A 15,977-nucleotide genomic window follows, 5' to 3' on the forward strand; every position below is an offset into this window, starting at 1 on the left:
TGACTGAGTTTTTATGCTATTAACTAACCAAAAAACTATAAACTATGAAATTTATATGAAATCAGGAAGGAAACCACCCCTTCCCTTTTTGCGAGTGCAAAGGTAGCTAACGAATTCAGTTATTTTATAAAAAAATAAAGTTTAACACAACATTTATAAAAAAACATGCTGTTCATCGGTTATTTTTTTACAATATGTAAAAAAAATGCTTTTTTATAGCGTTCCTCGCAATTCCTGTTCACGCTCTATTGATTCAAATAAGGCTTTAAAGTTACCGGCACCGAAACCTTTGGCACCCATTCTTTGAATAATTTCAAAAAACAAGGTTGGTCGGTCCTGTACTGGTTTTGTAAATATTTGCAATAGATATCCTTCTTCATCAGCATCAACCATGATGGCAAGTTTTTCGATTTCAGTCAAATCTTCTTTCATCATTTTCATATGATCTCCCAATCGTTCCGGAATAGCCTGATAATAAGCATGTGGAGGAGCAGACAAGAATTCGATTCCTCTTGCTTTCAATTGCGAGACCGTTTTTATAATATCATCCGTTGCAATAGCAATATGTTGAATTCCTGGTCCGCCATAAAAGTCCAGATATTCCTCGATTTGTGATTTTTTCTTTCCTTCGGCAGGTTCGTTGATCGGAAATTTAATTCTTCCGTTTCCATTTGACATTACTTTACTCATCAACGCCGAATATTCAGTCGTAATTTGTTTATCATCGAAAGACAGGAAATTTACAAATCCCATTACGTCTTCATAAAACTTTACCCAGGTATTCATTTCGTTCCAGCCTACATTTCCCACCATGTGGTCGATGTATTTTAAACCTGTTGGTTCTGGATTGTAATCGGATTTCCATTCCTTGTATCCCGGCAGGAAAACACCATTATAGTTTTTGCGTTCTACAAAAACATGTACCGTTTCACCGTAGGTATAAATCCCCGAGCGCACTACTTCTCCAAATTCATCTTTTTCAACAGTTGGCTCCATAAAAGAGCGTGCACCTCGTTTCATTGTTTCTTCGTACGCACTTGTGGCATCTTCTACCCAAAGCGCTGCAACTTTCACGCCGTCTCCATGTTTTCTCAAATGGTCGTGTATCGGCGAATCTTGCGTTAATGGTGTAGTTAATACTATGCGGATCTTATCTTGTTTTAGCACATATGATGTCCTGTCTCGTACTCCGGTTTCTAATCCGGCATACGCCAAGGATTGAAATCCAAAAGCCGTTTTATAATAATGTGCCGATTGTTTTGCATTTCCTACGTAGAATTCTACATAATCGGTTCCTAATAATGGAAGGAAATCTTGTGCTCCTTCAAATATTTTTTCTAGTCCGTATTCTACTGATTTTACTTCTTTTGACATGGTATTTATTTGTTTATTCGGTAAATCTAATTTGGAACGCGAATGACGCGGATAAATCTGACGTATACGAATTTTATTACTTTAAATTATGTTGTAATTTATGCTAAAGCCTTAACCCTGATAGAAGTGAAAATCCTTTTATTACCCTGTCAGGGTTTTGAACCCTGACAGGGTAATAAAAGATTGCAACGAATAGCAGGAAATAGCTCCTAATTACTCTACCCAAGATTTATAATACTCGCCATCATCTAATCCCATTGCTTCTTCGGTTACCATTAACGGGCGAAATGTGTCGACCATTACCGCTAATTCGTGGGTTTCAGTATGACCTATGCTACGCTCCATTGCTCCCGGCGCGGGTCCGTGCGGAATGCCTTTTGGATGCAATGTAATGTGTCCTTGCTCAATATTGTTGCGGCTCATAAAATCCCCATCCACGTAATATAACACCTCATCGCTGTCTATATTACTGTGATTATAAGGTGCCGGAATTGCTTTTGGATGGTAATCATACAATCGTGGACAAAAGGAACAGACTACAAAAGTTGCGGTTTCAAATGTTTGATGAACCGGTGGTGGTTGATGCACGCGGCCTGTAATAGGTTCAAAATTGTGAATGCTAAATCCGTACGGAAAATTATATCCGTCCCAACCTACTACATCAAAGGGATGAGTAGCATAAACGAATTCATGTATCATTCCTTCTTTCTTGATTTTAATTAGAAAATCACCTTTTTCATCGTGTGTTTCTAACTCTGTTGGCAAAATAAAATCGCGTTCGCAAAAAGGAGAATGTTCTAAATGCTGCCCAGATTCGTTTTTATACCTTTTTGGCGTGTAAAAAGGTGCAAACGATTCTACGTAAAAAAGTCTGTTTTCCGATGTTTCAAAATCGATTTGATAAATCATACCGCGAGGAATAATCAAGTAATCGCCATATTCGAAAGGAATATTGCCCATCATGGTGCGCAATTTCCCTTTTCCCTTATGGATGAAAATCATTTCATCGGCATCGGCATTTTTATAGAAATAGTTGCGTAATGATTGCCTTGGCGCTGCTAATCCAATGGTACAATCTTTATTGACTAACATGGCTTTACGACTGTCCAAAAAATCATCTTCGGGTCGCAGCTCAAATCCTTTTAATAATAACGATTTTATGTTTTTTCCAATGGCAATTTTTGGTTCTACCGAATAGGATTTTAAAATTTCCTTTACCTGTGTTGGTCTGTGAACGTGATATAGTAATGAGGAATGGCCATGAAAACCTTCCGTTCCAAAAAGCTGTTCGTAATACAAACCGCCATTAGGCTTTTCAAATTGCGTGTGTCTTTTTTGGGGGAAATTTCCCAATTTATGATATAAAGGCATGATTTTTTTGCTTAAAAGTTAAAGTTTAAAAGTTTAACGTTTTATCGAAATAAACTTATTTAATTAAATCAAAAAAAATGCAATCTATTCAGGATTCCTCTTAATGAGGAATTGCAGATATCCTAATAAACCGCTCCAAGTTGTTTTCATGATAACAAATATCGGAATTAAAATTGAAATAAATTACAATTAAAACATAAACCCGATGCTGAACCAAGTATAGCCTTTGGGTTGCTCCGGCGACCAAGAGTATTTTATTTCAATAGGTCCAATTACGGTTTCTAAACCATATCCGACCGCATATCCTGAATATTTGGGGATTGAAATCCAATCTACAGTTTCAAAAATTCTATCTCCAAGATTAGCAAAGTTTGCCGAAAAATTGAAATGATTGTTGTTATAAAACTCATAATCAACAGTTGCTGTAGATTTTATATAACTATTCGCCGCAATACTCAAGTAATCATACCCGTAAAAATATTTGAAATTGTTTATCGGATTGTAACCATAGCCTCCCAAAATGAAATTAAAAAACGAAACACTTTCTTTGTTAAATGAAAAACCGGCATCGGTATGAAACTTAATCGTTGCATTTCTAAAAAGTGTTGCCGCCACACCAAAATCCGCCTTGGCGATAGAAAACGGCTGAAATTCTCCTGTATAGTTTGATGAGACTAAATATGACTGTATATCCCCTGAGAAATACCAACCTTTTTTAGGGAAATATTTATTATCAAAGGAATCAAACTTCATATAACCAAAAAGACTTAAGTAATTACTGTTGTCAATTATCGGATCAATATTGGCCAATGTTCCCGACTTTATTTTTAAATATTTTAATTCAACTCCTCCTCCTATTAAATATTTCTGAACAAATAACGATTGGAAATAAGCCTGATTTGTCATGTCGTAAAAATCAACATTAATAGCATTCAAACCCATAGCGCCTAAATCTAAACTGCTTATTTCTCTGGCTACGTTTCTATTAAATTGGTTAAACTGCGATTTAAAACCAAAACTCAAATTAAATCCATTCTCAATGTAGTAATCTAAATTGTACCTAATATTATCTCCCAAAACAATATCTAGCGAGGTTCTGTCATTTTTAAAAAACGTTTTTTTATGGGTGAGGTTAATCAAAACGGCGCTCTTAAATAAATTGTCATAATGCAGTCCAAATTTTAGGTACGTTTTTGAACCGTTTTCCTTTAATGTTAAATTTAAATCATTCCCGTTTTTATTTTCATCTAATGAATACGATATTGAACTGAAGTTTTGAGTTGCGTTTATATTATTTATTCCGTTCAATAAATCGTCATAGCAGGTTTTAACTCCTGGTTTGAACCTTAGTTTACCAATCACATATTCTTTGGTGTAATTATCCAATTCATTGCTATTGATATCTATGATCTGCAAGCTGTCTGTAATCAATTTCAGCTTTGGTTTCTTATATGGATGGGACTGGTCAGCCAGCACTTTTATTTTTTCATACACTGAAAAAGTCGCTTCTTCTCCTTTTCTAATGATTTCCTTTCCTCTATCGAAAGATACGACTCCGTAGTTTTTTATATCCGGCTTTATGTAAATATCCGTTTCTTTTACATTTTTGTTCATCCTACCAATAGTTTGAAGATTTGTAATTTGAACTAAAATTCTGGTCGCGTCTTTGAGTTGGCTTCTGTCTAATAAATCATCTTGAACATCAACTCCTATGATAATTTCAGCGCCTAATTTACGAACCTCTTCAACTGGATAATTATTAACGACACCACCATCAACTAGTAATTTTCCATCAATTTCCACAGGAGAAAATAAAGACGGAAACGCAGAACTGGCAATCATAGCCTTAGCTAAATTTCCTTTATTCAACACTACTTCTTCCCCTGTTTCTATATCGGTTGCAATGCATAAAAACGGAATTGGAAGTTTGTTAAAATCCCTTATATGCCTGACGTTTCTGGTAATTCTACTTAACAAATTATAATTATACATTCCTTTTGACAATGCTTCCGGAATGCCTATTTTAAATTTATTAAATGGCAAAACAAGCGCGTATAATTCGTCGTTTCTTTTTTCGTAAAAATTTTTAGAAGATCTGGGAATGAAATCGTTCAGCAGTTCATTAAAATTTGTAGCTTGAAAGATTGAATCAATTTGGCTGGCATTGTATCCCGAAGCATAAAGCCCACCTATAACCGCTCCCATACTGGTTCCCCCAATGTAATCAATTTTGACACCTGCTTCTTCCAGTACTTTTAAAACTCCAATATGCGCAAATCCTTTTGCTCCGCCGCCACTTAAAACTAAACCTATTTTTGGTCTCTTTTGCTCTTGCGAAAACACAGTCAAACTAGCAAAAACAATAAATAACAGCGTTATTTTCTTCATAAAAAGCAATTTGGTAGTAATAGAATTTAGCACAATCAGATATCGGTTATTCAAAAATTGAAGTTAATCATTCATTTGTAGCCTTGTAAAATTCGGTAATTTTTTTGGCTTTAGACATACCTATAACGTCCGAAATTTCTTTTTCTGTCGCTAATTTTAATCTTTTAACACTTTTAAAATGTTGAATTAAGGCCATCATGGTTTTTTCGCCAATGCCCGGAATACTTTCTACAGATGAATTTAGCGCTGCTTTACTCCTTTTATCCCGGTGATGCGTAATCCCAAAACGGTGTGCTTCGTTTCGTAACTGCTGGATTATTTTCAAGCTTTCTGATTTTTTATCTAAATACAACGGAATAGAATCTCCCGGATAAAAGAGCTCCTCCAGCCTTTTAGCAATTCCAATTATAGCTATTTTTCCGCGCAAACCTAATTCATCAAGGCTTTTCAGTGCCGCTGATAATTGTCCTTTTCCACCGTCAATAATTATTAAATTCGGTAGCGGTTGATTTTCATCCAGCAATCGTTTGTATCTTCTGTAGACGACTTCGGTCATCGAGGCAAAATCATCCGGTCCTTCGACTGTTTTTATATTAAAATGACGGTAATCCTTCTTACTTGGTTTGCCATCTTTAAAAACCACACAAGCCGCAACAGGATTCGTTCCTTGAATATTTGAGTTATCAAAACATTCGATATGTCTGGGTTCCACCGGCAATCGCAAGTCTTTTTGCATTTGTGCCATAATTCTTTTCGTATGACGGTCTGGATCTACAATTTGCAGTTGTTTCAATTGTTCAATCCGGTAAAACTTAGCATTGCGAATGGACAAATCCAAAATTTGCTTTTTGTCGCCAAGCTGCGGAACGGTAATTTTTATTTGTTCCCCTAAATCTACGTGAAACGGGACGATAACTTCGCGAGACAGCAACTGAAAACGTTCTCGCAACTCGACAATCGCCAGTTCTAGTAATTCTTCATCGGGTTCATCCAATTTCTTTTTGATTTCCATTGTGTGCGAACGAATAATCGATCCGTGTGAAATTTGCAGAAAATTCACATACGCCGCGCTTTCATCCGAAACGATTGAAAACACATCGATATTAGTGATTTTGGGATTTACAATCGTAGAGCGTGATTGGTAATTTTCGAGGACTTCTATTTTCTCTTTGATTTTTTGGGCTTCTTCAAAATGCATATCAGCAGCTAGATTCGTCATGACCCGCTTAAATTCCTTCATGCTTTCTTTGAAATTTCCTTTAAGGATTTCGCGAATGGCATCGACCTGCTTTTGATAATTTTCTAAAGTTTCGTGACCTTCGCAAGGCCCCATGCAATTTCCTATATGATATTCGAGACAGACCTTGAATTTCCCGCTTTCGATATTGCTTTTACTTAAATCATAATTACACGTTCGCAATGGATACAATTCTTTGATCAGCTCTAAAATAGTGCTGACGGTTTTGAAACTGGTATACGGACCAAAATATTCCGACCCGTCTTTGACCATTCTTCGGGTGGCAAATATCCGCGAAAAAGGTTCTTTCTTGATACACAACCACGGATAACTTTTATCATCTCGCAACAATACGTTGTAACGCGGCTGCAAAGTTTTTATTAGGTTATTTTCTAGTAACAGCGCATCAGTTTCCGTAGGAACCACAATGTGTTTTATGGTTACAATCTTCTTTACAAGCACATTGGTTTTGGCCGTATCGTGAATTTTATTAAAATAGGACGCAACTCTTTTTTTTAAATTTTTGGCTTTGCCCACATACAAAATTTTCCCTTCCTTATCGTAATATTGATATACGCCAGGACCATCCGGCAAGGTTTGAATTTGTAACGCTAAAGTTGTTGGGTTCATGAAACAAAGTTAATCTCAATAATCCCGAAATACAAATCAATACTCTTGAAATCTCGCTTGCGAAATTTTTATCAAAATTTTAGTTTCTAATTCGTTATTATCGTTATTTTTATGTTTTCAAGAATCTATGATAAAAATCAATACCACTCCAATCGTTCTTTTTGGCGAAAGCATTATTCCTGGTGAAAGCAAAACCATCAATGTCGAGATTGCCAGATTACACACCACGACAAAACTGAATATCCCCATTATGGTAAGACGTTCAAAGTATGAAGGTCCCGTAGTTCTTTTCTCGGCAGGGATTCATGGCGACGAAATCAATGGAGTAGAAATTGTAAGACAACTTATTTACAAAAAAATAAATAAGCCGAAAAGAGGCACAATCATCTGTATTCCAATAATAAACGTGTATGGATTTGTCAATAAATCCAGAGAGTTTCCAGACGGTCGGGATTTAAATCGTGTTTTTCCGGGAAGTAAAACCGGTTCTCTGGCCAGCCGATTTGCGTTTCATATTTTAGCTGAAATCATGCCACTTGTAGAATATGCCGTGGATTTTCATGCCGGAGGAGCGAGCCGTTTTAACGCCCCACAAATCAGAATAGCACATAATAATCCGGAATTAAAAATTCTAGCCGATGTATTTAATGCGCCATTCACCTTATATTCCCGAAATATAATAGGTTCATTTAGGAGTTCAAGTGAGAGAATGGACGTTAAAATGTTGCTTTTTGAAGGCGGAAAATCACTGGACATCAATAATGCTATCGCCGATGAAGGTATAAATGGGGCAAAACGCCTGCTTTCGCACCTTAATATGTTAGACCCAAAACATACTGTTGTCCAACAGAAATCCAACACTATTTACATTGAAAAATCAGGTTGGATTAGAGCCAAGTGCTCCGGATTATTACACGATTATAATACAATAGGGAATTTTGTAAAAAAAGGAACTGTTCTGGCTACCATAACAGATCCCTACGGAAAGTTTGAGCGAAAAGTAAAAGCACCAAACGACGGTTATATCATCAATGCCAACCATTCCCCTATTGTTTATGAAGGCGATGCTATTTATCATTTGTCGAATGCTCTTGGAGAAGAAGGCGAATAAAATTATTAAAATGAATAAAACAGCATTACGACAAAAATACAAAGCCTTACGGAATTCTCTTTCTGAAAATGAAGTGGAAGAAATGAGTTTGGCTGTTGCCAATACAATACTAAGACTTCCTATTTGGGACAAAACGTATTTCCATATTTTCCTTCCCATTACGGAACACAAGGAAGTCAACACCGAATATGTTTTGCACGTATTATCGGGAAAGGATAAAGAAATTATTGTTTCGAAAGCTGATTTTAAAACTCGAAACATGACTCATTTTCTTTTGACTGACAATACCCGAATCAAAAAAAATGAATACAACATTCCCGAACCGGTAGATGGAATTGAAGTGCCTTCAACTAAAATTGAGGTGGTTTTTGTACCGCTTTTGGCTTTCGATAAACAAGGACATCGCGTGGGTTATGGCAAAGGGTTTTATGACAAATTTTTATCAGAATGCAAACCGGATGCAGTCAAAATTGGGTTGTCTTTCTTTGACCCCGAAGAACTAATAACCGATGTTTTTGAAGGCGATATAAAACTGAATTATTGCGTGACTCCTAATGAAGTTCACTTGTTTTAATTTTTAATCCGTACTTTCGCCACAGTTAATATCTAATCAAGTTATGAGAACATTTAAAAATTCAAGATTTGCCGTAAGTGTTATGGTTATTCTATTTGCAGTTTCATTTTCAAGCTGCAGTGTTTACACCGGAACCAGCAGATCAACCTATAAAGCTAAAAGACTTCCACCGGGTCAAGCTAAAAAAATATATGGCGGTAAAAGTGCTAAACATTACGCACCCGGACATAATAAACATTAATAAAACAAAAAAGACCTGTCAGTACTGAACAGGTCTTTTTTTATAGTGTAAACATCTTTGAATTTAATTGTTATGAAAAGCTTTTTTGTTGAAAAAAATCAAGATTCCAACCCCTGTTGAAATCGCCATATCTGCAACATTAAAAATAGCGTTGAAAAACGTAAATTCTTTTCCACCCCATATTGGCAACCAACTCGGTAAACTTCCGTGCCAAAAAGGGAAATAAAGCATATCAACTACCTTCCCGTGAAACCAAGTACCATAGGGTTGATCCGAAAATAAAGTAGCTAATTGTTGTTGACTGTCATCAAAAATAACTCCGTAAAAAACAGAATCAATGATATTGCCGAATGCGCCAACCAGAATTAAAGAGATCGCAATAATTAAATAATCTGAACTTTTTTTCTGCACTGAATCCCACAACCAATATCCAATTCCGCCAACAGCGACAATTCTAAAAAGAGTTAAAAATAATTTTCCATAAGTCCCCGGAATTTGAACTCCCCAAGCCATTCCCTCATTTTCAATGAACAGAATTTTAAACCATTTGAATACTTCAACTTCTTCTCCTAAGATAAAATTAGTTTTAATGTAAATTTTAGTAATTTGATCAACAAGCAATAAGATAAAAATAAGGAGATACGCTTTTCGTAATGACATTTTATAAATTTTAATGGCGCAAAAATAACAATTTAATCAAAAAAAACGCTCCCTTTAGAGCGTTAAATCTTGTTTAACTAGATGTTTATCGTTGCAAATTCTTCGCTTCGATGCTCATCGTGGCATGAGGAACGATTTTTAATCTTTCTTTGCCGATCAATTTGCCTGTAACTTTACAAACACCGTACGTTTTATTTTCCACACGAAAGAGTGCATTTTTCAAATCACGAATAAACTTCTCCTGACGAATCGCCAGTTGTGAGTTTGCTTCTTTAGACATTGTTTCGCTTCCTTCTTCGAAGGCTTTGAATGTCGGAGACGTGTCGTCAGTACCATTATTCAAATCATTCATGTACGCACTTTTTATCAAATCTAAATCTGCTTGTGCTTTTTGTATTTTATTAAGTATTATTACTTTAAACTCTGCTAAATCTGAGTCAGAGTATCTTGTAGCTTCATCTACCATTTTTATATCATTTTGAAATTAATAACATTGTTTTTATTTCGTCAAATTCAATTTCTACTCCTTTTTCCAGTTCATCTACAAAAACCAATTCATCAGTTAATGTTTCCGATTTAATATAGTCTACATTTTTAAGAATTGCTACTTCTAGCAGTCCATTTCTTTTCACTTGGACCTTAATTTTATCTGTAACTTCAAATCCTGAATCTTTACGGATATTTTGAATTCTGTTTACTAATTCTCTTGCAATCCCTTCCTGTTTCAACTCCTCAGAAATTGTAATATCTAGCGCCACCGTTATTCCGTTAGCATTGGCAACTAGCCATCCTTCAATGTCTTGCGACGTAATTTCTACATCTTCTCCTGTTAAAATTACGTTATTTCCTGCAATAACAATACTTAAATTGCCTTCTTTATCTAATTTATCGATTTGTTCTTTCGAAAACCCTTGTATTTCCTTAGAAATCAGGCCCATATCCTTTCCAAAACGGGGTCCAAGTGCCTTAAAATTGGGCTTAATTTGCTTAACTAAAATACCCGAAGCATCATCCAAAAGTACGATTTCTTTTACGTTTACTTCTGCTTTTATGAGGTCAGAAACGGCCTCTATTTCAGCCCTTTGATTCTCGTCAAGTACTGGAATCATTACCTTTTGCAAGGGTTGGCGTACCTTTATCATTTCCTTTTTTCGGAGTGATAAAACCAATGACGAGATGGTCTGCGCCTTCTGCATTTTGCTCTCTAACATTTTATTAACATAGTTTTCAACTGAAACTGGAAACTCTGCCAAATGTACACTGTCATATTTTTCTGACTGTGTTGTTAAAGTTAAATCTCTGTAAAGTTTGTCCATAAAGAAAGGGGCAATAGGCGCACCCAGTTTACTTATGGTCAACAAACAGGTGTATAATGTTTGATACGCTGCAATTTTATCCTGTGCATATTCCCCTTTCCAGAAGCGTCTTCTACACAAACGTACGTACCAGTTGCTCAAGTTTTCCTGAACAAATTCAGAGATCGCACGAGCCGCTTTTGTTGGTTCGTAATCCGCGTAAAAACCATCTACTTCTCGTATCAAAGTATTCAATTCGGAAATTATCCACTGGTCAATTTCAGGTCTTTCGTTTACTGGAATCTCGGCTTCCTCGTACTTAAATCCATCGATATTCGCATATAAACTAAAAAACGAATACGTATTGTATAATGTCCCAAAGAATTTTCTACGAACTTCTGCAATTCCCTCTAAGTCAAATTTCAAGTTGTCCCAAGGATTCGCATTCGCTATCATATACCAACGGGTAGCATCCGGACCGTATTCTTTTAATGTTTCGAATGGATCTGCTGCATTTCCAAGACGTTTGGACATTTTTTGCCCGTTTTTGTCTAAAACCAATCCGTTAGAAACTACATTTTTATAGGCTACCTTATCAAAAACTAATGTTCCAATTGCGTGCAAGGTATAAAACCAACCACGGGTTTGATCAACTCCTTCTGCAATGAAATCAGCAGGAAAATCTTTATTCTCATCTATTTTATCTTTGTTTTCAAAAGGATAATGCCATTGTGCATACGGCATGGAACCCGAGTCAAACCAAACATCAATCAAGTCCGCTTCACGTATCATCGGTTTACCAGAAGCCGAAACCAGCGTAATTTCATCGACTACATTTTTATGTAAATCCACTAAATCGTAATTTTCTTCCGCCATATTTCCAACTTCGAAACCTTTGAAAGGATTTTCTTTTTGGAAACCTGCCGCGATCGATTTTTCGATTTCGTTGTATAATTCTTCAACAGAACCAATTAAGATTTCTTCTTGTTTGTCTTCAGTTCTCCAGATTGGCAATGGAATTCCCCAGAATCTGGAACGTGATAAATTCCAGTCATTGGCGTTTTTCAACCAATTTCCAAAACGTCCTTCTCCTGTCGCTTTTGGCTTCCAGTTGATCGTTTCGTTCAGGTCAAACATTCTGTCTTTTACTTCAGAGATTTTTATAAACCACGAATCCAAAGGATAATATAAAATAGGCTTGTCTGTTCTCCAGCAATGCGGGTAACTGTGGACATATTTTTCTACTTTAAACGCTCTGTTTTCTCCTTTTAATCGAATGGCGATTTCAACATCTACGGAACGCTCTGGCACTTCACCGTCGTTGTAATATTCGTTCTTTACATATTTACCTGCATATTCTCCCACATGCGAGGTGAATTTTCCCTGTAAATCTACTAACGGAACCGGAGTTCCATTCTCGTCAAGAACTAACATTGGCGGGATTTCTGGCGTAGCTTCCTTAGCCACCTTGGCATCATCAGCACCAAAAGTTGGAGAGGTATGCACGATTCCCGTTCCATCTACGGTAGTTACAAAATCTCCTGAAATTACTCTAAAAGCATTTTCAGCATTCTGATACGGAAGCACTAATGGCATCAATTGTTCATACCGAATGTCAACTAAATCAGCTCCTTTGCATTCCGCCAAAACCTGATATGGGATTTTTTTATCACCTTCCTTGAAGTTTTCAAAATCTGCAGGATCAGCACTTTCAAAAAAGCCTTTTCCGAACTGTTTTCCAACTAAATTCTTAGCTAAAATTAATGTGGCCGGACGAAACGTATATTGATTGAATGTTTTGACTAAAGCGTATTCAATTTTTGAACCTACCGTTAAAGCGGTATTACTTGGCAAAGTCCAAGGTGTTGTGGTCCAAGCCAAGATAAAGATTTCCTCTAAATCCAACGCTTCTAATTTATAGTGCAGTAAATTATTAGAACTGATATAATTGTAAAACTTAGAGAATAACAATTCTTTGTGCGCATCAATTACTTTGAATTGCGCCACAACAGTCGTATCCGTTACATCACGATAACTTCCCGGTTGATTTACTTCGTGTGAACTCAGTCCGGTCCCAGCTTTTGGAGAATACGGTTGTATGGTGTAGCCTTTGTACATCAAATCCTTGTTATAGATTTGTTTCAAAATCCACCAAACCGTTTCCATATATTTGGATTTATAAGTCACATATGGGTCTTCCATATCCACCCAATAACCCATTTTTTCGGTCAAATCATTCCAAACATCCGTATAACGCATTACGGTTTTTTTACACGCTTCGTTATATTCCTCAATGGAAATCGTTTTCCCAATATCTTCTTTGGTAATTCCTAATTCTTTTTCAGTACCCAATTCTACAGGCAAACCATGCGTATCCCAGCCGGCTTTACGCTTAACTTGGAACCCTTTTTGAGTTTTATACCTACAAAAAATATCTTTAATTGCACGCGCCATTACGTGGTGAATCCCAGGTAATCCATTTGCCGAAGGCGGCCCTTCAAAAAACACAAATGGTGGGTTTCCTTCACGCGTGCTTACACTTTTCTCAAATATATTTTCTTTCTTCCAAAAATCAAGTACTTCTGACGCCACAGTTGGTAAGTCAAGTCCTTTGTATTCAGTAAATTTTGTGCTCATTTTATCCTTTTCTATATCAAAGTGCGAAAGTAATAAATAGTTATGAGTTATAAGTAAAGAGTGACGAGTATTTGCGTTACCGAGGACGTTAGCGTTCTTTTACGCTGTCCAAATGGAATGAAAACTGAGGTGAATCGCACAAACTAGGAAAAATAAAAAAAGATTGCGTTTCGATTTAAATCAAATTTTAAAAAACATTCTATTTCACTTGACTAGTCGCGAGAAAACAATAAAAAAAGCATCCAGATTGATAGATCGCGGATGCTTTTTTTTAAAAATTATATTGATTTGCACTTAGAAAGTCAAGCTTTATTTCAGTGCTTTTTTTATTTCTGAAGCTGCTTGCAACAACGCTGATTTAGTTCCGGAAACCGTACTTATTGGATTTAATAGTCCCCAATCGTGAATCATGCCATTATAACGTGTTGCCGTTACTTTTACCCCTGCCTCGTCTAACTTACGCGCATACGCTTCTCCTTCATCTCTTAAAATATCATTTTGTGCTGTTTGCACTAATGCTGGTGGCAATCCTTTCAACTGACCGTTTGATGCCTGCAAAGGTGAAGCATAAGCTTCTTTACGCTGTTTTGGGTCAGTTGTATAATTATCCCACATCCACATCATTAAATTTTTAGTCAGGAATCGATCTTTTGCAAATAAGTTGTAGGATTCAGTTTCAAAATTAGCGTCGGTAACGGGCCAAAATAAAACCTGTAATTTAATAGTCGGTCCTTTTTTTTCTTTAGCCATCATGGCAACTACGGTAGCCATGTTTCCTCCAACGCTGTTTCCCGCAACTGCAAGTCGTTTACCATCCACTCCAATTTCTTTTCCATGTTCAGCCACCCATTTTGTAGCATTATACGCTTGATTGATCGCAACTGGATAATGAGCTTCTGGAGATGGCGTATAATTGACAAAGACCGCCGCTGCACCAGATTCAACCACTAAATCTCTAACCATACGTTGATGAGTAGGAAAATCTCCAAGCACCCAGCCTCCACCATGAAAAAACATAAATACAGGTAATGTGCCTTTTGCATTTGCAGGTTTGACGATGTTGAGCATAATGTTTTGTCCATCCACGACAATCGTTTTGTCTGTGACAACTATGCCAGAGATGTCAACTTTTACTGACGATTGTAAGCCGCTCAGCACTGCCCGGCCTTCTATTGGCGGCAATTGTTCTATTGGCTTACCTGGTGCTGAATTAAGGCCTTTCAAAAATTCTCTGACATTGCTATCAATGTTGGGATCTTTTGAGGCTTCTTTTGTCTGTGCAGCTACTTCGCCAGAAAAAGCAATCGCTAACAACAATGTTCCAAATTTTTTTAATTTTGATTTCATTTTATGAGTTTTTAAATTTAATAAGAAAACTGTATTCTGTAAATAAATTCTATAAAAAATCAGGGCTTTTGTTGTACTAAATTATACTATGAAATTTGATGTCTTAAAATTTGACTACTACTTTACTAAAGAATAGTCGAAATAAGCTTCATAGTGATCAAGTTTATGATTATCAGTAGGTTGAAACATAAAAATGAATAATTATATCAAATATACTAATTAATTATTTGACAATTTTAAAATTTATAAGTTCTTTTTAACAGTGTTTTTAATTGGAACTTAAATCAAAATAATGGATAAATTAGTAATTATAAAAAGGAGTAACCGAGAGAAATCAAGAGAAAACTTCTCTTAAAACATCTAAAGATTTTGGTTTTTTGAATCCGTCCAAATGAAAACTGTAGTAATCAATCAGTATTCTCAATACGATTTGTCTTTCGATGACATGGAATGTTTTTTGATTGTTGTCGAATTTTAAATCAATCAGTTTTTTAAATAAATTACTTTCATGTTCTGTCAGTGAACTGATGGCGTTAAAAGGCGTAAAAACACCTTCGTTCATTTCGAAAAAAGGCATATCCATATCCGAAATATCAGGATAAAAACCCAAATATTTTGTGGTTTCCAATAATAGAATTAAATGAAAATTAGCAATTTCATCGTGATTGTCCAACCAATGCAAAGCCGTTTCCAGAAAGGTAAACAAATGCTCATTCGTTTCTTCTTCGTGAATGGAATGATGCAGCATTTCAGAAATGAACATCACAATCGTGCTTTTATAAATATCCGAATGAATGGAATGAAAAGGCGAGGCAATTTTTATTTCCTTGAAATTTTCTAAAGTGCCTTTGTTTTTATGAACCGCCTCAATTTCAAGAATAGTCAACGGCTGGAAATAGGCAATTTTTTGATTGGCTTTTCGGCTCGAAAAAGCATCCCGAACAAAATAGGACTTCAATCCATGCGACAGCGTAAAGCATTTGACAATAAGGCTTTTTTCCTGAAATTTTAAAGACGAAAGGACGATTGCTTTAGTTTTTACTAACATTTTAGGTATTGGTTTTTAGCTTTTAGATATTGGTGTTGAATTTTCTAAAACCCAATACCCAGCA

The 15,977-nt window shown here is 36.0% G+C and carries 12 protein-coding genes; 3 read left to right on the forward strand and 9 right to left on the reverse strand.

The annotated features are described in order from the left end of the window. Positions 1 to 213: 213 nt before the first annotated feature. From hppD to uvrC, 4 genes are all read right to left on the reverse strand, one after another. Positions 214 to 1,374 carry a 4-hydroxyphenylpyruvate dioxygenase gene (gene hppD, locus ACNQGJ_RS00710; RefSeq protein WP_417971074.1) on the reverse strand — a complete coding sequence of 387 codons (1,161 nt, stop codon included), beginning with the start codon at positions 1,372 to 1,374 and terminating at the stop codon, positions 214 to 216. Between the two features lie 213 nt (positions 1,375 to 1,587). Continuing rightward, entirely contained in the window at positions 1,588 to 2,745 is a 1,158-nt protein-coding gene (locus tag ACNQGJ_RS00715) for a homogentisate 1,2-dioxygenase (RefSeq protein WP_417971072.1), read from the reverse strand. Positions 2,746 to 2,934: 189 nt separating this feature from the next. Further along, the gene (locus tag ACNQGJ_RS00720) at positions 2,935 to 5,133 is read right to left on the reverse strand and encodes a patatin-like phospholipase family protein (protein WP_417971070.1); all 2,199 of its coding nucleotides are present in this window, start codon (positions 5,131 to 5,133) and stop codon (positions 2,935 to 2,937) included. A gap of 67 nt (positions 5,134 to 5,200) precedes the next feature. Next, entirely contained in the window at positions 5,201 to 7,000 is a 1,800-nt protein-coding gene (gene uvrC, locus ACNQGJ_RS00725; protein ID WP_417971068.1) for an excinuclease ABC subunit UvrC, read from the reverse strand. 127 nt (positions 7,001 to 7,127) lie between these two features. Here uvrC and ACNQGJ_RS00730 point away from each other — a divergent pair, with 127 nt between their 5' ends. The 3 genes from ACNQGJ_RS00730 to ACNQGJ_RS00740 are packed head-to-tail and all read left to right on the forward strand — an operon-like array spanning position 7,128 to position 8,926. Beyond that, complete coding sequence (locus ACNQGJ_RS00730) at positions 7,128 to 8,111, forward strand: succinylglutamate desuccinylase/aspartoacylase family protein (RefSeq protein WP_417971066.1); 984 nt, start codon at positions 7,128 to 7,130, stop codon at positions 8,109 to 8,111. A 10-nt stretch (positions 8,112 to 8,121) separates the two neighbouring features. Continuing rightward, complete coding sequence (locus ACNQGJ_RS00735) at positions 8,122 to 8,685, forward strand: 5-formyltetrahydrofolate cyclo-ligase (RefSeq protein WP_417971064.1); 564 nt, start codon at positions 8,122 to 8,124, stop codon at positions 8,683 to 8,685. Positions 8,686 to 8,728: 43 nt separating this feature from the next. Then, positions 8,729 to 8,926: a hypothetical protein gene (locus ACNQGJ_RS00740; protein WP_417971062.1), complete on the forward strand. Its 198-nt coding sequence runs from the start codon at positions 8,729 to 8,731 to the stop codon at positions 8,924 to 8,926. Between the two features lie 63 nt (positions 8,927 to 8,989). Here ACNQGJ_RS00740 and ACNQGJ_RS00745 read toward each other — a convergent pair whose 3' ends face one another. From ACNQGJ_RS00745 to recO, 5 genes are all read right to left on the reverse strand, one after another. Further along, a complete protein-coding gene (locus ACNQGJ_RS00745) occupies positions 8,990 to 9,586 on the reverse strand; it encodes a lipoprotein signal peptidase (RefSeq protein ID WP_417971060.1) in 597 nt (198 codons plus the stop codon). A gap of 85 nt (positions 9,587 to 9,671) precedes the next feature. Beyond that, a complete protein-coding gene (locus tag ACNQGJ_RS00750) occupies positions 9,672 to 10,052 on the reverse strand; it encodes a TraR/DksA family transcriptional regulator (RefSeq protein WP_417971058.1) in 381 nt (126 codons plus the stop codon). 7 nt (positions 10,053 to 10,059) lie between these two features. Next, positions 10,060 to 13,518 carry an isoleucine--tRNA ligase gene (ileS, locus tag ACNQGJ_RS00755; RefSeq protein ID WP_417971056.1) on the reverse strand — a complete coding sequence of 1,153 codons (3,459 nt, stop codon included), beginning with the start codon at positions 13,516 to 13,518 and terminating at the stop codon, positions 10,060 to 10,062. Positions 13,519 to 13,827: 309 nt separating this feature from the next. Beyond that, complete coding sequence (locus ACNQGJ_RS00760; protein WP_417971054.1) at positions 13,828 to 14,865, reverse strand: alpha/beta hydrolase; 1,038 nt, start codon at positions 14,863 to 14,865, stop codon at positions 13,828 to 13,830. 334 nt (positions 14,866 to 15,199) lie between these two features. Continuing rightward, complete coding sequence (gene recO / locus ACNQGJ_RS00765) at positions 15,200 to 15,913, reverse strand: DNA repair protein RecO (RefSeq protein ID WP_417971052.1); 714 nt, start codon at positions 15,911 to 15,913, stop codon at positions 15,200 to 15,202. Between the last annotated feature and the right edge of the window lie 64 nt (positions 15,914 to 15,977).

Source organism: Flavobacterium cryophilum, assembly GCF_048286555.1.
Taxonomy (GTDB): Bacteria; Bacteroidota; Bacteroidia; order Flavobacteriales; family Flavobacteriaceae; genus Flavobacterium.

Bases quoted from the DNA above. Each gene is read 5' to 3' on its own strand.
- hppD (WP_417971074.1), bottom strand. From the start codon at position 1,374: ATGTCAAAAGAAGTAAAATCAGTAGAATACGGACTAGAAAAAATATTT.
- ACNQGJ_RS00715 (WP_417971072.1), bottom strand. From the start codon at position 2,745: ATGCCTTTATATCATAAATTGGGAAATTTCCCCCAAAAAAGACACACG.
- ACNQGJ_RS00720 (WP_417971070.1), bottom strand. From the start codon at position 5,133: ATGAAGAAAATAACGCTGTTATTTATTGTTTTTGCTAGTTTGACTGTG.
- uvrC (WP_417971068.1), bottom strand. From the start codon at position 7,000: ATGAACCCAACAACTTTAGCGTTACAAATTCAAACCTTGCCGGATGGT.
- ACNQGJ_RS00730 (WP_417971066.1), top strand. From the start codon at position 7,128: ATGATAAAAATCAATACCACTCCAATCGTTCTTTTTGGCGAAAGCATT.
- ACNQGJ_RS00735 (WP_417971064.1), top strand. From the start codon at position 8,122: ATGAATAAAACAGCATTACGACAAAAATACAAAGCCTTACGGAATTCT.
- ACNQGJ_RS00740 (WP_417971062.1), top strand. From the start codon at position 8,729: ATGAGAACATTTAAAAATTCAAGATTTGCCGTAAGTGTTATGGTTATT.
- ACNQGJ_RS00745 (WP_417971060.1), bottom strand. From the start codon at position 9,586: ATGTCATTACGAAAAGCGTATCTCCTTATTTTTATCTTATTGCTTGTT.
- ACNQGJ_RS00750 (WP_417971058.1), bottom strand. From the start codon at position 10,052: ATGGTAGATGAAGCTACAAGATACTCTGACTCAGATTTAGCAGAGTTT.
- ileS (WP_417971056.1), bottom strand. From the start codon at position 13,518: ATGAGCACAAAATTTACTGAATACAAAGGACTTGACTTACCAACTGTG.
- ACNQGJ_RS00760 (WP_417971054.1), bottom strand. From the start codon at position 14,865: ATGAAATCAAAATTAAAAAAATTTGGAACATTGTTGTTAGCGATTGCT.
- recO (WP_417971052.1), bottom strand. From the start codon at position 15,913: ATGTTAGTAAAAACTAAAGCAATCGTCCTTTCGTCTTTAAAATTTCAG.